This window comes from Lelliottia jeotgali (assembly GCF_977070485.1).
Map to the genome: position 1 here is coordinate 98,776 of NZ_CDRVFO010000006.1, position 19,126 is coordinate 117,901.

Annotated in this window: 19 protein-coding genes; 6 read left to right on the plus strand and 13 right to left on the minus strand. The window is 60.8% G+C overall.

The window, feature by feature from the left end; all coding sequences use genetic code 11:
- Positions 1–80 precede the first annotated feature (80 nt).
- Genes ACW4TB_RS10860 through coxB form a run of 4 tightly spaced genes read right to left on the minus strand, consistent with a single transcriptional unit; the run spans position 81 to position 4,322 of the window.
- Complete coding sequence (locus ACW4TB_RS10860; protein ID WP_012312077.1) at positions 81–968, minus strand: cytochrome c oxidase subunit 3; 888 nt, start codon at positions 966–968, stop codon at positions 81–83.
- A 16-nt stretch (positions 969–984) separates the two neighbouring features.
- Complete coding sequence (locus ACW4TB_RS10865; RefSeq protein ID WP_012312076.1) at positions 985–1,551, minus strand: cytochrome c oxidase assembly protein; 567 nt, start codon at positions 1,549–1,551, stop codon at positions 985–987.
- A gap of 10 nt (positions 1,552–1,561) precedes the next feature.
- Positions 1,562–3,151, minus strand: a complete 1,590-nt coding sequence (gene ctaD / locus ACW4TB_RS10870) for a cytochrome c oxidase subunit I (protein ID WP_012312075.1) — start codon at positions 3,149–3,151, stop codon at positions 1,562–1,564.
- Positions 3,152–3,194: 43 nt separating this feature from the next.
- Complete coding sequence (gene coxB / locus ACW4TB_RS10875; protein WP_012312074.1) at positions 3,195–4,322, minus strand: cytochrome c oxidase subunit II; 1,128 nt, start codon at positions 4,320–4,322, stop codon at positions 3,195–3,197.
- 369 nt (positions 4,323–4,691) lie between these two features.
- Between coxB and ACW4TB_RS10880 the strand changes: the two genes are divergently transcribed.
- Both ACW4TB_RS10880 and ACW4TB_RS10885 read left to right on the plus strand, forming a co-directional pair.
- Positions 4,692–5,333, plus strand: coding sequence for a hypothetical protein (locus ACW4TB_RS10880; RefSeq protein ID WP_012312073.1), 642 nt, complete (start codon positions 4,692–4,694; stop codon positions 5,331–5,333).
- 116 nt (positions 5,334–5,449) lie between these two features.
- Positions 5,450–6,538: a hypothetical protein gene (locus ACW4TB_RS10885; RefSeq protein ID WP_012312072.1), complete on the plus strand. Its 1,089-nt coding sequence runs from the start codon at positions 5,450–5,452 to the stop codon at positions 6,536–6,538.
- Between the two features lie 2 nt (positions 6,539–6,540).
- Here the strand turns inward: ACW4TB_RS10885 and ACW4TB_RS10890 are convergent, their stop codons facing one another.
- The 6 genes from ACW4TB_RS10890 to prlC all read right to left on the minus strand — a co-directional run bounded on the left by ACW4TB_RS10890 (position 6,541) and on the right by prlC (position 14,797).
- A complete protein-coding gene (locus ACW4TB_RS10890) occupies positions 6,541–8,067 on the minus strand; it encodes a SulP family inorganic anion transporter (RefSeq protein WP_254466918.1) in 1,527 nt (508 codons plus the stop codon).
- A gap of 192 nt (positions 8,068–8,259) precedes the next feature.
- On the minus strand, positions 8,260–8,979 hold the full coding sequence (locus ACW4TB_RS10895) for a carbonic anhydrase (RefSeq protein WP_012312070.1): 720 nt from the start codon (positions 8,977–8,979) through the stop codon (positions 8,260–8,262).
- A gap of 271 nt (positions 8,980–9,250) precedes the next feature.
- The gene (locus tag ACW4TB_RS10900) at positions 9,251–10,309 is read right to left on the minus strand and encodes a PA0069 family radical SAM protein (protein ID WP_279930219.1); all 1,059 of its coding nucleotides are present in this window, start codon (positions 10,307–10,309) and stop codon (positions 9,251–9,253) included.
- A gap of 65 nt (positions 10,310–10,374) precedes the next feature.
- On the minus strand, positions 10,375–12,303 hold the full coding sequence (locus tag ACW4TB_RS10905; protein ID WP_455842970.1) for a M3 family metallopeptidase: 1,929 nt from the start codon (positions 12,301–12,303) through the stop codon (positions 10,375–10,377).
- 164 nt (positions 12,304–12,467) lie between these two features.
- A complete protein-coding gene (locus ACW4TB_RS10910) occupies positions 12,468–12,749 on the minus strand; it encodes a YheV family putative zinc ribbon protein (RefSeq protein ID WP_012312067.1) in 282 nt (93 codons plus the stop codon).
- Positions 12,746–14,797, minus strand: coding sequence for an oligopeptidase A (prlC, locus tag ACW4TB_RS10915; RefSeq protein ID WP_279930223.1), 2,052 nt, complete (start codon positions 14,795–14,797; stop codon positions 12,746–12,748). Before prlC ends, ACW4TB_RS10910 begins: the two co-directional genes overlap by 4 nt.
- A gap of 102 nt (positions 14,798–14,899) precedes the next feature.
- Between prlC and ACW4TB_RS10920 the strand changes: the two genes are divergently transcribed.
- Both ACW4TB_RS10920 and ACW4TB_RS10925 read left to right on the plus strand, forming a co-directional pair.
- The gene (locus ACW4TB_RS10920; RefSeq protein WP_012312065.1) at positions 14,900–15,448 is read left to right on the plus strand and encodes a gamma carbonic anhydrase family protein; all 549 of its coding nucleotides are present in this window, start codon (positions 14,900–14,902) and stop codon (positions 15,446–15,448) included.
- Positions 15,445–16,119 carry an HAD family hydrolase gene (locus tag ACW4TB_RS10925; protein ID WP_012312064.1) on the plus strand — a complete coding sequence of 225 codons (675 nt, stop codon included), beginning with the start codon at positions 15,445–15,447 and terminating at the stop codon, positions 16,117–16,119. Before ACW4TB_RS10920 ends, ACW4TB_RS10925 begins: the two co-directional genes overlap by 4 nt.
- A 55-nt stretch (positions 16,120–16,174) precedes the next feature.
- On the opposite strand, the gene ACW4TB_RS10930 is transcribed toward ACW4TB_RS10925, so the two are convergent.
- Entirely contained in the window at positions 16,175–17,194 is a 1,020-nt protein-coding gene (locus ACW4TB_RS10930; protein WP_455842971.1) for an aminopeptidase, read from the minus strand.
- A gap of 138 nt (positions 17,195–17,332) precedes the next feature.
- Here ACW4TB_RS10930 and ACW4TB_RS10935 point away from each other — a divergent pair, with 138 nt between their 5' ends.
- Both ACW4TB_RS10935 and ACW4TB_RS10940 read left to right on the plus strand, forming a co-directional pair.
- Positions 17,333–17,746 (plus strand): PA0061/PA0062 family lipoprotein, encoded by a 414-nt coding sequence (locus ACW4TB_RS10935; RefSeq protein ID WP_012312062.1) that lies wholly within the window; start codon positions 17,333–17,335, stop codon positions 17,744–17,746.
- Positions 17,747–17,801: 55 nt separating this feature from the next.
- Positions 17,802–18,215, plus strand: coding sequence for a PA0061/PA0062 family lipoprotein (locus tag ACW4TB_RS10940; protein ID WP_012312061.1), 414 nt, complete (start codon positions 17,802–17,804; stop codon positions 18,213–18,215).
- Positions 18,216–18,254: 39 nt separating this feature from the next.
- Here ACW4TB_RS10940 and ACW4TB_RS10945 read toward each other — a convergent pair whose 3' ends face one another.
- Complete coding sequence (locus ACW4TB_RS10945; RefSeq protein ID WP_012312060.1) at positions 18,255–18,485, minus strand: DUF1161 domain-containing protein; 231 nt, start codon at positions 18,483–18,485, stop codon at positions 18,255–18,257.
- Between the two features lie 73 nt (positions 18,486–18,558).
- Positions 18,559–18,984 (minus strand): OsmC family protein, encoded by a 426-nt coding sequence (locus ACW4TB_RS10950; RefSeq protein ID WP_012312059.1) that lies wholly within the window; start codon positions 18,982–18,984, stop codon positions 18,559–18,561.
- Positions 18,985–19,126: the final 142 nt, after the last annotated feature.

Below are 19,126 nucleotides of genomic sequence, written 5' to 3' on the forward strand. Positions count from 1 at the left end.
TGCGTTTGAGCCGACATCCAGGGTCCGCGCTGCGGCCCTTTCGCGACACAAGGCCGCTCCTACAAGGGCTGCGTCGCCCTTCACAGCACATATACAAAGATGAACAAACCGACCCACACCACATCGACGAAGTGCCAATACCAGCTTGCTGCCTCGAAGCCGAAGTGTTTGTCCGGGTTGAAGTGCCCACGCAGGATACGCACGAACATCACGATCAAAATGATCGTGCCCAAGGTAACGTGGGCACCGTGGAAGCCTGTGAGCATGAAGAAGGTTGCGCCGTAGATCCCCGAGCCCAGCGTCAGGCCCAACTTGGTGTAGGCCTCGAAGTATTCGTAGGCCTGCAGCGCGATGAAGCTCAGCCCCAGCAGGATGGTGATCGCCATCCAGAGCTTCAGCGCCCCACGGTGGTCACGTCGCAGTGCATGGTGGGCGATGGTGATGGTCACACTCGAACTGACCAGCAAAATGGTGTTGATCAAAGGCAGGTGCCAGGGGTCGATGACGTCCTTGGGCGGCGGGAACAGCTTGGGGTCCGGGGTATTGAGCAGAGGCCAGGTGAATTCGAAACTGGGCCACAGCATATGTGCAACCCCCTTGTCGCCTTCACCACCGAGCCATGGCCCGGCCAGTACCCGTACGTAGAACAGTGCGCCAAAGAAGGCCAGGAAGAACATCACCTCGGAGAAGATGAACCAGCTCATGCCCCAGCGGAACGAGCGGTCCAGCTGCGCGCTATACAGCCCGGCGTGGCTTTCCTTAACCACCGCCCCGAACCAGCCGAACAGCATGTAGGCCAGCAGCAGCGCACCGACGAAGAAAATCAGCGGCCCATGGGAGTCGGGGTGGCCAGCCTTGAGGTCGTTGAACCACGTGCCAAGGCCGTACACCGTGATGAACATGCCGATGGTGGCAATGATCGGCCACTTGCTCTGCGCAGGGACGTAGTAGTGTTCATGACTTGCCATTGCTGTTCTCCTTCCCTTAACGGGCGCCCTGAACGTCCTGGGGCGCGACATGCGCGACCGGCGGGTGGCGAGCGGTGATGTCGAACAAGGTGTAGGCCAGTGTCAGGTGCTTCACGCTGGTCGGCAGGTCCCGGTCGACGATGAAGCGCACGGGCATCTCGATACGTTCGCCGGGCTGCAGCACCTGCTGGGTAAAGCAGAAGCACTCGGTCTTGTGGAAATACGCTGCAGCCTCGGCCGGTGTGATGCTGGGTACGGCCTGGGCGCTCATCGGCCGGTCAGTGGTGTTGTGAGCCACGAAGATCATCTGGTTGACGGCCCCCGGGTTGACCGCGAGCTGGTCGGCAGTGGCGTAGAAGTCCCAGACCATGTCGCCGGCATTGGTCGACATGAACTGCACCCGCACCGAACGCGTCGGATCGCTGACCTGGCTTCCCTCATACTGCCCGCCGGTCTTGCCATTGATGCCGAAGGCCCTGCACATGACGTCGTAGATCGGCACCAGGGCAAAGCCGAAGGCGAACATCACCACCGTCAGCATCAACAGGCGCAGCACCAGACGTTTGAGCGGTTGGCCGGTCATGGGCGGTTACCTATTTCACATCCGGTGGCGTCTGGAAGGTGTGATACGGCGCCGGAGAAGGGACCGACCACTCAAGCCCCTCTGCACCATCCCAGGGTTTGGCCGGGGCCGGCGCGCCGCCCCGAATGCACTTGATGACGATGAACAGGAAGAAGATCTGCGTGGCACCAAACATGAACGCACCGACCGATGACACCATGTTGAAGTCGGCGAACTGCAGGTTGTAGTCAGGAATACGCCGCGGCATGCCGGCCAGGCCAACGAAGTGCATGGGGAAGAAGGCCAGGTTCATACCGATGAATGACAGCCAGAAATGCAACTTGCCGAGGGTTTCGTCGTACATGTGGCCGGTCCACTTCGGCAGCCAGTAATAGGCCGAGGCGAAGATGCCGAAGATCGCCCCGGGCACCAGCACGTAGTGGAAGTGCGCCACCACGAAGTACGTGTCGTGGTACTGGAAGTCTGCCGGCGCGATGGCCAGCATCAACCCGGAGAACCCACCGATGGTGAACAATATGACGAAGGCGATGGCGAACAGCATCGGCGTCTCGAAGGTCAGTGAGCCTTCCCACATGGTGCTGACCCAGTTGAACACCTTCACCCCGGTGGGCACGGCAATGAGCATGGTCGCGTACATGAAGAACAACTCACCCACCACCGGTATACCGACCACGAACATGTGGTGCGCCCAGACGATGAACGACAGGAATGCGATCGCACCCGTGGCATAAACCATCGATGTGTAGCCGAACAGCGGCTTGCGTGAGAACGCTGGGATGATCGAGCTGACCGCGCCGAAGGCCGGCAGGATCATGATGTACACCTCTGGGTGGCCGAAGAACCAGAACACATGCTGGAACAGCACCGGGTCACCGCCACCGGCGGCACTGAAGAAGCTGGTGCCAAAGTGGATATCCATCAGCATCATGGTCACCACACCGGCCAGCACCGGCATCACCGCGATCAGCAGGAAGGCCGTGATCAGCCAGGTCCAAACGAACAGCGGCATTTTCATCAGGGTCATGCCCGGTGCGCGCAGGTTGAGAATGGTGGCTATGACGTTGATGGCCCCCATGATCGAGCTGATACCCATCAAGTGGATGGCAAAGATGAAGAAGGTCACGCTTGCGGGGGCATAGGTGGTCGATAGCGGGGCGTAGAAGGTCCAGCCAAAGTTCGGCCCACCACCAGGGCTGAACAGGGTCGATACCAGCATCAGGAACGCCGCCGGCAGCAGCCAGAAACTGAAGTTGTTCATCCGCGGCAGGGCCATGTCCGGCGCGCCGATCATCAGCGGGATCATCCAGTTGGCCAAGCCGACGAAGGCAGGCATCACTGCGCCGAACACCATGATCAGGCCGTGCATGGTGGTCATCTGGTTGAAAAATGCCGGCTCGACGATCTGCAGCCCGGGCTGGAACAGTTCGGCGCGTATCACCATGGCGAACGAGCCGCCAAGGAGGAACATGATGAAGCTGAACCACAGGTACATCGTGCCGATGTCCTTGTGGTTGGTGGTCAGCACCCAGCGCATCAGGCCCTTTGCCGGGCCGTGGGCATGCTCATGGCCGTGGGCGTGGTCGTCGATCACTGCACTCATGTCCTGTCTCCTGCAGCCCACTGACTGCCGCGAGTAACCCGGTTCATTGCGCTTGTGCCTGCTTGAGCGCCAGCACGTCCTTCGGTGTGACCATGTCGCCTTTGTCATTGCCCCAGGCGTTGCGCTCGTAAGTGACCACGGCGGCGATATCGACCTCAGACAGCTGCTTGCCGAAGGCCGCCATAGAGGTACCGGGCTTGCCGTGGAAGACGATGTTCAGGTGGGCATCCTTGGGGCCGGTGGCGATCTTCGAACCCTTGAGTGCCGGGAACATCGGCGGCAAGCCCTGGCCTTCGGCCTGGTGACAGGCCACGCAGGTGGTGTGATAAACCTTGTCGCCGCGCGCGACCAACTCTTCAAGGGTCCATTCCTTGCTGGTCAGCTCCTTGAGTTTGGCCGCTTCGGCCTTGCGCTCGCCGAGCCAGGTGTCGTAGTCGGCCTTGGATTTGACCTCCACCACCACCGGCATGAAACCGTGATCCTTGCCACACAGCTCGGTGCATTGGCCGCGATAGATGCCGGGCTTTTCGACACGCGTCCAGGCTTCGTTGACAAAGCCGGGGATGGCGTCACGCTTGACCGCGAAAGCCGGTACCCACCAGGAATGGATCACGTCGGCGGCCGTCACCAGAAAGCGCACTTTCGCCCCCACCGGCAGCACCAGCGGCTGGTCGACCTCAAGCAGGTAGTGCTCGTCCTTGGGCGCCTTGTTCTGGATCTGGTCGGCAGGAGTGGCCAGGTTGCTGAAGAACTCCACGTCCTGGCCCAGGTATTTGTAGTGCCATTTCCACTGGTAGCCCGTAACCTGGATATCAATGTCCGATTCGCTGGCGTCGTAGATATCGATCAGGGTCTTGGTGGCGGGGATGGCCATGGCCACCAGGATGAGCAAGGGGACCACGGTCCACAAGATTTCCACCCAGGTGTGCTCGTGAAAATGCGCAGCTTGCTGGCCGGTGGAACGGCGGTGGATGACCATGGACCAGAACATCGCGCCGAACACCACGACGCCGATGATCACGCAGATCCAGAAGATGGTCATGTGCAGGTCGAACACGGCGTTGGAGACTTCCGTCGCCCCCGGCGCCATGTTCACGGTCCAGGCGGCGTTGGCCTGACCTAAAACCAACCACAACAGGAGGCCCATCCAGACTGGTGGATGTCGCATCATTGCGGGTTCCCCTTCTAATTCTTGTTGTCCCGGAGGCGTGGCCTGCGGCAAGAGGGAACGGCGGTCAAGACTGCCTGGCTTCGACGACCGAGCCCCTGCGAAAAGCAGTCGGGCCTCATCAGCGAATCACGTTCAACCCGAGTATAGACAGCGACCAATGGCACGCAACGACGCAGGTGAAATGATCTTCATGAAATCGTGAAATCGCCTGCAAGGCCTGCTCTAGACGCTAAGTGGCATAATGGTGGCATCTGCATATATCCAACAGCGCACACGTTTGCGCGATTTATAACAAATGCGTCTTAGGTATTCTGTATACCGAGCTAATTTAGTGTCTTCCGTTTGAAACGTATTGTCCCTGGAGTTGTCATGAACATCGCTGCTGTACGCGAGCAAATAAGCCAAGCCCACGATCACGAACGCCATACTGGCCAACTGAAAGAGCGTCTCGAGCTGCAACTGCCCCACCTGCACCCCTCGATCCAACTGCCTGAGCAGGACGCACAGGGTACATTGGCGCGCTTCGTCAGCGCCTATATCGACCAGGTGCCGGAGTTGCTGGAGGCTGCCCACGCGGTGGCGCTCGAGGCCGGTATCGAGTCGCAGATCAAACCTGTACTGAAGATCGCCGAAGCCTATTTCCTGCAGCCGCCGAGCGTGATGCAAGGGCACGTGGGCCTGGACTGTCTGCTTGATGAAGCCTACCTGGCGCACCGTCTGGTGGAGGAGGTGAACGACCTTTATATCCGCCACTTCCAGCAACCACTGATCCCATTCGATACCACCATGGCCAACTTGATTGCCCATCAACTGATCGGAGAGACCTTCGCCAACCAGCTCGATGAGGTAGTGCACCACTCGGTGGATGAAATGCTGAACGAGGAAAGCTTTGCTACCGAATCAGTAGAAGCCTACCGGGAAACCTTGAGCAGCCCGAAGACTGGCGAGGCCTGGAAACGCTGGCCATGCCTGTCGCGCCAGCTGGGTGTCGAACTGGGCCAACCGGCCTGACCGCTGCCCACAGCCCCATGGGAACAGGCTCCAACTGATCGGCTGTACCGCGCACGGATAGATTCTTCCCCGCCCGTATCGGGTAGGCATTGACCTAACAAGGCGAGGAAGAAACCATGAGCATCAAATGGAACAGGCTTTACACGGACCTGTTACGCGGCAGCCGCTCCACCCTTTGGGGCAACTGGGCCCTCAACCCGGTCATCAAACCCGGTGCAGTGGGTATCATCGACCCGGCTTCCGGCGATTTCACCTTGGTCAACGAAGCGTTGCCCACCGTGCAGATTTCCAATGTTCAGCAAGGGCGCCGCTGGGCCATCAGCTCCAAGGACGTATCACGCAGGGAGACCAAGGCCAATGTTTCAGGGACGGTGATCGACCCTGCCACCGGGGCTCAGGTCAAGCCAGACCTGACGCTGGAGTGGAACTTCGGTAAAGAGGAGTCGATCGCTTCGGAGTTCGCCCTGCATGGTGAGCAACGTCTGAGTGACCTGGCCCTGATCCACGACCAGTACGATTGGCTATACGCACAGGCCGAGAAGGTCGGTATGGCCAGCGATGGCAGGATTGCAGAGGGTTTTGGCGTGGTAACGAGCGTCATTCTGGCCAATAGCGGCGTGAATGCCGGGGCCAAGAGCAAGAATGCCAAATTCTCCCTTTCGGGTTCGGCCAGCGGCCTGAACACCTTGCTGGGCGAAAACGGTATTTCAGGCAAAGGCGGGGCAACGTTCATTTCCACCCGCGATACCGCTTCAGTGGAATCGCATACGCTACCTGCGCAAGATGGCCAGGTTGCGACCATCCCGCTGCCTGTAGCCTACAGCTTTGCCTCTTTTGGCCCCGACAGGATGATCATTCCGATCTGGGTGCGCAAAGTTGGCAGCTTGCAACTGCATGTAGACAGCAAGGCCACCTCTGCCACCACCTACATCACCAAGGTATCGGTTGCATATGATCTGCCAGGTGAACGCCGCACCACGATTGGCCCGATTACCATTCCCGGCGGCCTGTCGCATAACTTCACCATTGCGCTCGGTGCCAGAAATCTCGACTTCAGCGCCGAATTCGTCAACCTGGGCGACAATCAAACACTCAAAAGGCATTGGGCCACACCGCTCAGCCAGTGGGTTGGCGGCAGCCGGACCATCAACCTGTATGGTACATGGCCCGGTTCGCCCTCCATCCGTGTCGTCGAGGAAGACTGACCTCAACACTCTGCCGCAGTGCGCAAGCCCCCCTCGATACGCCGCTTGAGTCCACGGGGCTCGATGATCAGGCGTGAACCACCGCTGCGCTGAGTACGCCCCCAGTCCTCCAGTAACTCCAGCACCGAGTGGTCGATGTAACTCAGGTTGGCCAGCGGTACGTGCAGCTGTGTGCCAGGGGGTACCGTTTCCAGCACCTGGGTCAGTGCCGGCACCTTGAGGAAGGTGGCGGCGCCCGTGAGCCGCAGCTCCATATGCCCCGGCCGGTCCAGGCTGAGCAGGTTGATCTTCAGGCGGGCTGCTTTGAGTGCCAGCTTTAGCAGCGTCAGGGCAAAGCCCAGCAGCACACCGGTCAGCAGGTCAGTGAAGATGATCGCCAGCGCGGTAGCTGCATAGGTGAACATAGGCATGCGACCGTAGCGGCCAAGCCCGCGAAAGGCCTTAAAGTCCACCAGCTTGATACCGGTGTAAACCAGCACACCCGCCAGGCTTGCCACCGGGATCTGCTGCAGCACACTGCTCAAGACCACCACGAAAGCCAACAGCCACAAGCCATGGAGAATCGCCGATGCACGGGTTTGCGCGCCTGCCTGCACATTGGCCGAACTGCGTACGATCACTCCGGTCATTGGCAGCGCGCCCAGTACACCGCACAGCATGTTGCCGATCCCTTGCGCGGAGAGTTCACGGTCGAAGTCCGAGCGCTGACCGCTGTGCATGCGGTCCACCGCAGCGGCAGACAACAGGGTTTCGGCACTGGCAATGAAAGCCAGTGCGAAGGCGGCCACCAGCAAAGTCGGGTCAGCCATTTGCAGCAAATCTTCGGGGCGTAGCCAGTCGATGGCCTCAGACAAGTCCGCCGGCACCTGCACACGATTGACGGGCAGTGCCAGCCACATGCTGAGCAGCGTCATCCCCGCAACACCGAGCAAGGCCCCAGGCACGAACCGCAGACGCTGTGGCCGCAAGCGTTCCCACCCCCACATCACAGCGATGGTCCCCAAACCGAGCAGGCCGGCCTGCCAGCCGCTGCCGGCACTTTCAAAGGGCAGGGCGCTAGCCACTGTAGCGGGGAACCCGATAAGGTTTTGCAAGCCCGAAGGCTGCGGCGCCGTGTCGAACATCACATGCACTTGTGACAGCACGATCAGCACACCGATACCTGCCAGCATGCCGTACACCACCGCCGGGGCGGTGACGCGGAACCAGCAGCCCAAGCGCAAGCGCCCGGCCAGCAACTGCAACAAACCCGCCAGCAGCAAGATCGGCCCGAGCATCGCCACGCCGTGTTGGCGCACCAGTTCGAACACCAGCACGGCCAAGCCCGCAGCAGGGCCACTGACCTGCAGTGGCGAACCGGCCAGAAAGCCCACCACGATACCGCCGATGATGCCGGTTATCAGGCCTTTGGCCGGTGGCATGCCCGAAGCGATCGCAATGCCCATGCACAAGGGCAGGGCCACCAAAAAGACCACAACCGACGCCAGCAATTCTCGCGGCAAGGCCGCTTTCAACTGTGTAATGTTCACCGTGTTTCTCCTTTCTCTGTCACATGGCCATTCCTCTGGCCATGGGCACGTTTGGCCCCTGACAAGCGCGCAGGCGCGGGCCGCCAGCGAGCATGCCGGCAAGGCAGTCAGGGAATTCAAGGCAGCCGAAGGCCGCGCCACACCCCTGCGGGGTGCAGCCGGCTATCAAGGTTCTAGCGGTGGATGGGTCGCTTAGTAGCGGCCTCTCGGAGTCGCGCAGGGCACCGGCTCACCGGCGGCCAAGGGCATGAAGCTGTCGCTGGCGGCATCGTAGGCTTCGATCCGGCTGGTCTCGATGTCATAGACCCAACCATGGATGTACAGCTCGCCAGCCGCAAGGCGCGACGCCACCGACGGGTGGGTGCGCAGGTGGTGCAACTGGGCAATGACGTTTTCCCGGGTCAGCACCTGCATGGTTTCATGCTCGCTGCCGCAGGAGCAGTTGTTCTCGACCACGGTGCGTGCCACTTCGGCATGACGCAGCCAGGCGGAAACGGTCGGCATCTTGGCCAGCGATTGCGGGTTGAGTACCGCACGCATCGCGCCGCAGTCGGAGTGGCCACAGATGATGATGTGGTGTACGCCCAGCGCCGACACGGCGTACTCGATGGCGCTGGAAACGCCGCCGTTCATCTGGCCATAAGGCGGCACTACGTTACCGACGTTACGGGTCACGAACAGGTCGCCTGGCGAGCTTTGGGTGATCAGCTCGGGGACAATGCGCGAGTCGGCACAGGTGATGAACATAGCGCGCGGCGTTTGCGCGGTGGCGAGCTTCTTGAACAGCTCTTGCTGCTCGGGGAAGACGTCATGGTGGAAACGCAGGAAGCCGTCGACGATGTGCTTGAGGGCGGCATCGGCGCTCTCCGCGGGGGCCTGCGGAACGACCTTGGATGGGTCCTTGACGGGCATGATTCATCCTCTTGACGGTGAGTTGGTAAATCCATTTTACCGGTGAAAGATTCTGGCTATGCGAGGAATTAGATGACACGCACAGGCCATAGATCACAGTCTTCGTGGACTGGTTTCCTACGCTAGCGGGGAAAACTTAACTGAAACTTAATTCGGAGGCTCTAGAACGGGTGTTCCAGATATAAAAGGCGGGAACTGAATAATAGCAAAAACACATCAAAAGCCAAGAGCCCCGAATAAGATTACGTGCTTGGATTAGTTGCATTGAGGGTCAAAACAATGCCATCTGCCCACCGGGTGGACAGAATGCCGAGCAATCCAGCATTTGCGCTTCCCGCCCCTCCAAACCCACCTTGCGCATGGCCTTGGCAAAGCGTTGCGCCAGCAGCTCTGCGAAAATGCCCTCACCGCGCATGCGCGCACCGAAGCGGCTGTCATACAGCTCGCCACCCCGGCTCTGGCGAATCAGGCTCAACACATGGCTGGCGCGCTGGGGATAGTGGTCCTGCAGCCACTGCTCGAACAGCGGTGCCACTTCCATCGGCAGGCGCAACATCATGTAGGCTGCGTTCTGCGCGCCAGCCTCCTTGGCGGCTTCCAAAAGGTGCTCCAGTTCGCTGTCGTTGATCATGGGAATCATCGGCGAACACAACACGCCCACCGGCACACCCGCCTCGCGCAGCACCCGGATTGCCCGCAGCCTGGCCTTGGGCGAGGCCGCACGCGGCTCGAGCACCCGCTTGAGGTCGTCGTCCAGCGTGGTCAGGCTGATCATCACCCGCACCAACCGCTGGCTGGCCATTTCGGCCAGCAAATCCAGGTCACGCAATACCAGCGAACCTTTGGTGACGATGGTCACCGGGTGGCGAAAACGCAACAGCACTTCCAGCAAGCGCCGGGTCAATAGGTGCTCACGTTCGATCGGCTGGTAGGGGTCTGTGTTGGCCCCCAGGTTGATGGGGGCGCACACATAGCCAGGCTTGCTCAGTTGCTCGGCAAGCACCTCGGCAGCGTTGGTCTTGGCGATCAGTTTGGTTTCGAAATCCAACCCTGGGGACAAGTCCCAATAGGCGTGCGAGGGCCGGGCATAGCAGTAGATGCAGCCATGCTCGCAGCCTCGGTAGGGATTGATGGAGCGATCGAAGGGCAGGTCGGGTGAGGTGTTGCGGCTGATGATCGTCTTGGCCGTTTCAACTCGCACCTCGGTGCCTTCGGTCAGGGGAACCTCAACGTACCAGCCGTCATCCTCGGCCACCGAATGGCTCGGGGCGAAGCGGTTGTGTGGATTATGCGCCGTTCCACGGCCTTTCTGTGGTGCTGGAGAATTCATCGCCAAACCCTATACTGTACATATGAACAGTATAGGGGCAAGGCTTATCTTGCCAGTACCTCTGGTCAGGCCAGCCCGTGCCAACTCAGGTAGGGGGCATGGCTTGGGGCGCGCCCAAGAAACGCTTCAAGGCCCTCGCGCAGTGGCCGCGAGGCGCCAGGCTCGAACAATGCCTGCTGGAGCGCGTGGCCCGTTGCGCGGTCAAGCAAACCGTTCGTTTCAAAACGGGTAAAGAGGTCAAACGCGTGCACATCGGCCCACAGATAAGCGTAATAGCCCGCATCGTATCCGCTGACCAGATGGTCAAAAGCATGCGCGGGGTGCTCGAAATCTGCCAATGGCCAATAGCCGCATCGCTCACGGGCATCGTCAAGCCGCTGCTCAAGCGTTCTGCCGTCATACGGCGTGCCGTGCAGGTCCATGTCGAACAACGCCAGGCTCAGGTCGCGCCCAATTTCCTCGACCCCCTCCTGCTTGAACTGGTTCAGGTACTCTGCAGCGCCAGCCTTGCTCAGCCTGCCGCCAGATTGGTCCGGCACGGCGATGCTTGCCAAATACCCTGCATCCCAAACCCAGCGCTCCATTAACTTGCCGAACAGTTCCATGCCATCGGTGCCCAATTCCGAAACATTAGACATGACATTGTTGCTGGTGCGGACCAGCAGGTGATGCAAGGCATGGCCAAACTCGTGATAAAGCTTGCGCAGTGCCAGATGGTCCAAAAGCGGCTCACTGGCACCGAGGGCTGCCGGGATATCAACGTTCACCACCACCACCGCTGCATGGTAGATACCCTCGGCATCGACGCGCCGGTTGCGCACATACGTGGTGAACACGGCGTCGGCCTGCTTACCGGCGTGTTGCACGGCGTCCAGATAGAAGAGGCCGATATGCGCGTGGTCCTGCCAGACCTCGAAGGTCTGCACGCTGCCATCCCATACAGGCATTCGGGCAGGCCGCAGCTCAAGCTTAAACAGCTGCTGCGCCAGCCGGGTCAGTGCAGTAACCACAGCACTCAAGGGGAAGTGCTCGCGAAACACCTCACTCGGTTGCGCATGCTCCGACAATGCCTGCAGATGAATGACATCCCAAGGCTGCACGCGCGTGAGCCCCGTCACGAGAGCCTTCTGCCCTAAGCTCTCACGCCATCGTTGCATGGCCGGTTGCACGCTGGCTGCGAGAGTTTGTAGAAAACCCCGAACAGCGCTGACAGAGCCGGCACTTTTGCAATTCAGGCTCAGTTCGAGGTGGCTGGCAAAGCCGAGCAGACGCGCTTTTTCATCCAGCAGTTCAGCCAAACGCTGCAAGCGCGTACCGTTGTCCTCCTGCAGGCCAGTATTGACGCCACGGGTGTGGAAAGCACGGTAGAGCCTTTCGCGCAGGGGGCGATGCTTCGCTTGCCGAAGCACGGCCTCGGTTGGGGCGCTTTCGCAGGCAACCAGCCAACCTTGCAAGCCAGCCTCGCTGGCGCGCACGGCCAGCTCATCTCGCAACCGCTGCGAAAGACCAATCAGTTCGCGCTCGTCCTCGATCAGCAACCCCGGCCGGTCGATATTGCGTACAAAGGCCTCCCGCAACGTGCCTATCTGCGCTTGCAGCCCGGCGAGGCGGGCTTTGTCGTCGTCGTCCAACGCTGCGCCGCTGGTTGCAAACCTGTCTAGATGCCTGCGCAAAGTAGCGCGCTTCATCGCGGCCAGGTTGACGCCGATGGCACTGCGCGCCAACCGTTCATACAAAGCGTGCAGCTTGCTGTCGGTAAATTTCTGCTCCGAGCGCGCAACTGTTCTGCCGTAGAACCCCAGAATGGATTCGGCCCAGTCCTGGTCCCGGCCCACGAAGGGAATCACGGCAAACAGCGTGCCCGACAACTGCGCGTCAAGTTCATCCACGGCGAGCACCAGGTCGTCCCAGGTCGGCTGCGCCTGCTGTCGTTCGATGATGCGCGCGATACCTTGCTCATGCGCCGAAAGCACATGGTCGAAAGCAGCGACCATGTTTTCCAGCGTTATCGAAGGGAAATCAATAGGGGAGTTGCTGCCTGGCAGCAGGGGATTGTTCATGTTGCATCGCCTGTCTCAAGTGGGAGCGGGCGAGCATGCCTGCCTGGCGGAGCGGTAGAGCCTTGATCTTCTACCACCCCGACACAGGCGGGCGGGCCTTAGTCAGCCGGTTTCTTCAGCTTGGGATTGGGGAAGAACTGCACCGTCTGTACCTTGGCCGGCGCCGCCTTGGGCGCCAAGTGGTTGACCCGCGTCCCAAGCTCCTTGGGTACCGACAGCCCCTGTTCATTCAGGGTGTCGGTGAAGCCGCAGGCCACGCACTCTCGGTGCGGCACGTCGTCTTCGCTCCACATCATCAACTTGTCCGGCTCGCTGCACGCCGGGCAGACCGCCCCGGCGATGAAGCGCTTCTTGGTCTTGTTCACAGCTACCTCGCTCATGCCGCCGCGTCCTCGCTCAGCCCGCAGTGGCGCAGCAATGCATCGATGGAAGGCTCACGGCCACGGAAGTCGACGAACAGCACCATCGGCTCGCGCGAGCCGCCTCGGGCCAGAATGGCCTCGCGGAAGGCGCGGCCTGTCTCGGCGTTGAGCACGCCTTCTTCCTCGAACCGTGAGAAGGCATCAGCCGACAGTACTTCGGCCCATTTGTAGCTGTAGTAGCCCGCCGCGTAACCGCCAGCAAAGATGTGCGCAAAGCTGTTCGGGAAGCGGTTGTACGCCGGTGGGCGCATGACCGTCACCTCGTCGCGCACGCCTTCAAGCACCTGCAGCACACTGCGGCCATCGCCGTGGCTGGCGTGCAGCTCGAAGTCGAACAACGAAAACTCCAGCTGCCGCACCATCATCATGCCGGACTGGAAGTTCTTCGCCGCCAGCATCTTGTCCAGCAGGTCCTGGGGCAGGGCAGCCCCCGTTTCGTAATGGCCGGAGATCAGTGCCAGGCCTTCCGGCTCCCAGCACCAGTTCTCCATGAACTGGCTCGGCAACTCGACCGCATCCCAAGCCACGCCATTGATGCCGGACACGCCAGCATGCTCGATACGAGTCAGCAGGTGGTGCAGGCCGTGCCCGAATTCGTGGAACAGGGTCGTGACTTCATCGTGGGTCAACAACGCAGGCTTGCCAGGCGCAGCGGGAGTGAAGTTGCACACCAGGTTGGCCACCGGGCTTTGCAGCTCACCACCAGCGGTACGGCGGCGGTCGCGGGCACCATCCATCCAGGCACCGCCACGTTTGTTGGCGCGGGCATAGAGGTCGAAGAAGAAGCGGCCGACGTGCTGGCCGTTTTCCTTGATTTCGAACAGGCGTACGTCCGGGTGCCAGCTGTCGAAACCCTTGAGCTCGGCGATTTCGATGCCGTACAGGCGCTGGACAATGCTGAACAGGCCGGACAGCACCTTGTCGATCGGGAAGTAGGCGCGCAGGGTTTCCTGCGACACGCTATAGCGCTGCTCGCGCAGCTTCTCACCAAAGTAACCGGCGTCCCAACTGGCCAGCTCGGGGCAACCTTGCTCGGCGGCATAGGCCTTGAGCTGCTCCAGATCCTGGGCGGCAAACGGCTTGGAACGCTTGGCCAGGTCGCGCAGGAAGCTCAGCACCTGGTCGCTGGACTCAGCCATCTTGGTGGCCAGGCTCAGCTCGGCGTAGTTCTTGTAGCCCAGCAGCCCGGCCAGCTCCTGGCGCAGATCGAGGATCTCGCGCATCACCGGGCCGTTGTCGAACTGGCCGGCATTCGGGCCCTGGTCGGAGGCGCGGGTGCAGTAGGCCGCGTACAGCTCTTCACGCAGGGCGCGGTCACTGGCGTAGGTCATAACCGCATAGTAACTGGGGAATTCCAGGGTGATCAGCCAGCCATCGAGGCCTTTGGCCTGGGCGGCAGCAGCCATCTGCGCCTTGGCCGAATCAGTCAGGCCGGCAAGCGCGGCTTCGTCGGTAACGTGCTTGGTCCAGGCCTGGGTGGCGTCGAGCAGTTGGTTGGAGAAACGGCTGCCCAACTCGCTGAGCTTGCTCTGTACTTGAGCGTAACGCTGCTGCTGGGCGGGTGGCAGGTCGATACCCGACAAGCGGAAATCACGCAGTGCATGCTCGAGGATGGTCTTTTGCGCCACATCGAAACCTGCGGCCTCAGGGCTGTTGGCCAGTGCCTCATAGGCCTCGAACAGCGCACGGTTCTGGCCCAGTTCGGTAGAGTAGGCACTGAGCGCCGGCAGGCAGGACTCGTAAGCCTCACGCAGCTCTTTGCTGTTGCACACCGCATTGAGGTGGCTGACCGGGCTCCAGGCAGCGCCCAGGCGGTCATTGAGCTCGTCCATGGCCAGCACCAGGCCGGCCCAGGTGGGGTTCTTGCCTTGCTTTTCGAGGATCTGGGCAATGGCTTTACGGTTATCGGCCAGGATCTCTTCGATCGCCGGCAGCACGTGTTCGGCACGGATCGCCGAGAAGGGCGGCAGATCATAAGACTGCAGAAGCGGGTTGTTCGCACTCACGGTTTGGCTACCTTGGCAGAAGAAACACTGCCCCATCTTAATTACAATCGACGCCGACCGCAGCAGGCAGCCTGCCTATCGGCACAGATGAGAGACCCTATCATGGCCATTCGTAGCTTCCAGCAACACACTCCGAAAGTTGGGCCACGGGCCTTCGTCGACCGTTCGGCAGTAGTTCTGGGTGACGTGGAAATCGGTGAAGACAGCTCTGTATGGCCTTTGACGGTGATTCGCGGCGACATGCACCGCATCAGCATCGGTGCAAGGACTAGCGTGCAGGACGCCAGTGTGCTGCACATTACCCACGCCGGCCCGTTCAACCCGGACGGCTTCCCGCTGATCATCGGCGACGACGTGACCATCGGTCACAAAGTCATGCTGCATGGCTGTACCCTGGGCAACCGCATTCTGGTCGGCATGGGCAGCACGATCATGGATGGCGCCATTGTCGAAGACGAGGTGATCATCGGTGCCGGTAGCCTGGTACCGCCGGGCAAGCGCCTGGAGAGCGGCTACCTGTACGTGGGCAGCCCGGTAAAACAGGCACGGCCACTGACCGACAAGGAACGCGCCTTTTTCCCTTATAGCGCCGGTAACTACGTGAAGCTCAAGGACCAGCACCTGGCCGAAGGCTACGACCGCCCGGAATGAACCTGACTACCGAGACCACCATGCACCAGCAGAATATCCTATTCGACCTTGACGGCACCCTGACCGACCCGCGCCTGGGCATTACCCGTTCGATCCAGTACGCCCTGGCCAAACTGGGCATCGACGAGCCGGACCTGGCGCGGCTCGAGCACTTCATCGGCCCACCCCTGCTACAGGCCTTCATGCAGTTCTACCGCTTCGATGAAGCCAAGGCGTGGGAGGCGGTGAACTTTTACCGGGAACGCTTCCGTGTCACCGGCCTTTACGAAAACCTGGTCTTCGAAGGTGTACCGGAACTGCTCCAGGCCCTGAACGGTCAGGGCCGCACGCTTTACATCGCGACGTCCAAGCCCTGGGAGTTCGCCCGTGAGATCGCCAGGCACTTCGCCTTCGATCATCACTTCAAGGTGATTTACGGCAGCGAACTGGACGGCACTCGTACCAACAAGGTCGAGCTGATTCGCCACCTGCTGGACGAGGAAGGGCTGGACCCGGCGCAGACCCTGATGATCGGCGACCGCAAGCACGACCTGATCGGGGCACGCAGCAATGGGTTGCAGGCAGTGGCAGTGGGGTATGGGTTCGGCAGCGAAGAAGAACTGAAGGCCCACACGCCGGAATTCCACTACGCCACCTTGGCTGAGATGCATCAGGCGTTCATCAAGGCCTAAGCGCGCATGTAGGAGCCGGCTTGCCGGCGATGGGCCGCAAAGCGGCCCCCAGCGCTCACTGACTGGCCACCAATCGAGCCAACACCGCCTTGCGCTGTTCGGCCGGCAACCGTCCTAGCGCTTCTACCTTCTGATAGAAGCGTACCCAATCCCCCCCAGCCTCGCGAAACACCACCGCAAACGCCGGCACCCATTGGTCATACAGCCCAAACGGCAATAGCTTGGCATTGCTCATCGGCCCATACATCCAGGCGTCATAACGCTTGTCCCCAGCCCACTGGCTATCTCGAACCTGTCGATAATCGCGCCTCAACCGCTCGAATTCTGCCTGCTTGGCCGCACGTTTGTGTGCGTCATCCAGCGGCCCTGCATAGAGCGCCTGCAGCCGCTCGCGGCTGGCCAGAATCAGCCGTATGAACTGGTCACGCTGCAGGCTCTGCTCACCCTGAGTCGCTTCAAGCCCACGGGCGGCGCGCCATTGCCGCGTTCCTTCCTGCTCGACGAATGTGGCGAAGGACTCGTTGAACTCCGTGTCGTCCTGCACATAGAGGCGCTGATGCGCCAGTTCGTGGAAGATCAACGCGGCCAGGCGCTCATCACCCCAGCCGACCATCGACGACAGGATCGGATCGTCGAACCAGCCAAGCGTCGAATAAGCCTCGACACCGCTCACATAGACATCCATGCCTGCCTGACGCATCACCGCCGCCGCGCCGCGGGCCGCGCCCTGTTGGTAATAGCCGCGGTAGGCGACGCAACCGGCAATAGGGAAACAGTGCGTCACCGGTTGCAGCGAGAGCTCAGGCGTAGCAAACACATTCCACACCACATAGGGCCGCCCAAGGTCGGCATACACCCGATAGCTACCGTTGTCCGGCAGGCCCAGGCGCTTGCTGGCGAACAGCCGCGCCTGCTCGGCGTGTTGCAGACGGGCCCGCAACTGCGGGCTGCTGGCCGGGTCAGCGAGTACCCGCTCCACCGGCTGACGTGCACGCAACAGTTGCCACTGGCCATCGGCCAACTGGCCGTAATAAGAAAGACTGCTGCAACCACTCAGCAGAAAGGCGCCCAGCACGGGAACCAAAGTGCTGAAAACACGGTCGAGTGGCCCAGGGCCTGAGCGCCTCAAAAGAAAAAACCAGACCATCTTGGGCTATCCATTCGCTCACGGTCGATGCGCTCCAAGACTATCTCGCCAAGGGGGAGTTTCGCCATGCGTGCACTGTTCGTCGCCGGCTCAATGTTGCTGATGTCTGCCTGTTCGACCCTGCCCGATCCGGACCCGAACCAGGCATGGATCGACCTCACCCCGCACGACGAAACCTCGCTGCACGCGGTGCAGGTGGACGAGCGCGATTGGGCAGACACCCGCTATTTCGAGGTCCAGCCCGGTAGCCACGAGCTGACCGTCCGCTATCAGTTCCCGGTCACACCCAGCAATATCGGCCCGGTCGGGGAACCGTTGTGGCGCGACTGCCAGCTCAACTTGACCTTCAAGGACTTCAACGCCGGCCAGCGCTATCAACTGCAAGCAGGCAGCATCGGCTTCCGGCCCTGGATCAAGCTCTACGACCACCAACAGAAACTGGTCAGCCAAGGCCTGCCGGCGGGCTGCCAACGCACCTGAAGCCCGCAAACGGCGCTATGCTTGTAACTTGTGAATCGCAAGTGGGAGTTTCACCATGCGCCAGCCCATGATGCTGATGGCCCTCAGTGCATTGGGGGCATGCGCCAGCCCCTTGCCCCCCGTAGATCCCAAGCAAGCCTGGGTCGACCTCTACACCATCACCCCCGGCCGAGTCATCATGGCGGACAAGCTTGATGGCAAGCGCCTCGAAGACGGCCGTTACTTTCAGGTCACGCCTGGCAAGCACGAGCTGGTGGTCCGGTTCGACTATGAAATTTACGGGGGCGGCATGATGAGTCAGCCCAGGGATCGGACCTGTTACCTGACCGTGCGCTTTGACGATTTCAAGGCAGGCGAGCGTTATCGCCTGGAAGCGCGGGCACCTGTAATGGAACCGCAAGTGCTTTTGTATGACGCCAGCCGCACAGTGGTGGTCAACGAACCCAGCAATGTGTTCTGTATTCCCTGAAACCGGGGGCTGCTTCCCAGCCCCGGTTCCCATTGGCGATCATCCGTTCTTCTGATAAATGATCTTTTTGGTCCCGCCATCACAGCTGCCAACGATCATGTTCTGGTCCTTGACCTCACTGTTGGGCACGATCTCCAGCGTGTACGACGGCACACCCTGAGCCTGGATCTTGGCTTCGATCTCGGCCTTCAGTTCCTCGCACGGTTTGACCGCCGCCAAGGCAGAAGTGGCCAGCAGAGACGCCAACACAGCGATTGCGACGCGTATCATGGCACGGCTCCTGGATGGGCAGCTGCGCTGCCGATGCTGTTTAGACTACAGCAAACCGAAGCTGTTGCGCCGCCTAGCCCACCAAGGTGGCGTCCAGGCTGATCTTCGCGTTCAACACCTTGGACACCGGGCAGCCAGCTTTGGCCTTGTTGGCAATGTCCAGAAACTGGGCTTCACTCGCGCCAGGCACCTTGGCCTTCAGCACCAGGTGCACAGCAGTGATGGCGAAGCCATCGGGCTGTTTTTCCAGAGTCACTTCAGCGATCGTATCGATACGGTCGGGCGTCAGCCCCGCCTCGCCGAGCATCATCGACAGCGCCATCGAGAAGCAGCCAGCATGGGCCGCGCCGATCAACTCCTCTGGATTGGTGCCGGGCGAGCCTTCGAAGCGGGTGTTGAAACCATAGGGGTTCTGCTTTAGCGCGCCGCTTTCAGTCGAAATAACGCCTTTGCCGTCCTTCAGGCCACCTTGCCAGATAGCCGATGCAGTCTTTTTCATGATGCCTCCTGGTCACTCGGTTACGTATCTATGGGTTCAGAGGCTACCCACCTTCGCCAAGTTCAGATCAATCGCACCGCAAGCATTGAATCTTCCGAATGTGCCCATACAGAGTTTAAAAGGCCTTCGGCCAATCACTTTT

Coding starts and splice junctions, on each gene's coding strand:
- ACW4TB_RS10905 (WP_455842970.1), bottom strand. CDS start 12,303: ATGGTCGCTGCTTTCGACCATGTGCTTTCGGCGCATGAGCAAGGTATC.
- ACW4TB_RS10860 (WP_012312077.1), bottom strand. CDS start 968: ATGGCAAGTCATGAACACTACTACGTCCCTGCGCAGAGCAAGTGGCCG.
- ACW4TB_RS10865 (WP_012312076.1), bottom strand. CDS start 1,551: ATGACCGGCCAACCGCTCAAACGTCTGGTGCTGCGCCTGTTGATGCTG.
- ACW4TB_RS10945 (WP_012312060.1), bottom strand. CDS start 18,485: ATGATACGCGTCGCAATCGCTGTGTTGGCGTCTCTGCTGGCCACTTCT.
- ACW4TB_RS10935 (WP_012312062.1), top strand. CDS start 17,333: ATGCGTGCACTGTTCGTCGCCGGCTCAATGTTGCTGATGTCTGCCTGT.
- ACW4TB_RS10895 (WP_012312070.1), bottom strand. CDS start 8,979: ATGCCCGTCAAGGACCCATCCAAGGTCGTTCCGCAGGCCCCCGCGGAG.
- ACW4TB_RS10920 (WP_012312065.1), top strand. CDS start 14,900: ATGGCCATTCGTAGCTTCCAGCAACACACTCCGAAAGTTGGGCCACGG.
- ACW4TB_RS10950 (WP_012312059.1), bottom strand. CDS start 18,984: ATGAAAAAGACTGCATCGGCTATCTGGCAAGGTGGCCTGAAGGACGGC.
- ACW4TB_RS10940 (WP_012312061.1), top strand. CDS start 17,802: ATGCGCCAGCCCATGATGCTGATGGCCCTCAGTGCATTGGGGGCATGC.
- ACW4TB_RS10885 (WP_012312072.1), top strand. CDS start 5,450: ATGAGCATCAAATGGAACAGGCTTTACACGGACCTGTTACGCGGCAGC.
- ACW4TB_RS10900 (WP_279930219.1), bottom strand. CDS start 10,309: ATGAATTCTCCAGCACCACAGAAAGGCCGTGGAACGGCGCATAATCCA.
- coxB (WP_012312074.1), bottom strand. CDS start 4,322: ATGATGCGACATCCACCAGTCTGGATGGGCCTCCTGTTGTGGTTGGTT.
- ACW4TB_RS10910 (WP_012312067.1), bottom strand. CDS start 12,749: ATGAGCGAGGTAGCTGTGAACAAGACCAAGAAGCGCTTCATCGCCGGG.
- ACW4TB_RS10925 (WP_012312064.1), top strand. CDS start 15,445: ATGAACCTGACTACCGAGACCACCATGCACCAGCAGAATATCCTATTC.
- ctaD (WP_012312075.1), bottom strand. CDS start 3,151: ATGAGTGCAGTGATCGACGACCACGCCCACGGCCATGAGCATGCCCAC.
- ACW4TB_RS10880 (WP_012312073.1), top strand. CDS start 4,692: ATGAACATCGCTGCTGTACGCGAGCAAATAAGCCAAGCCCACGATCAC.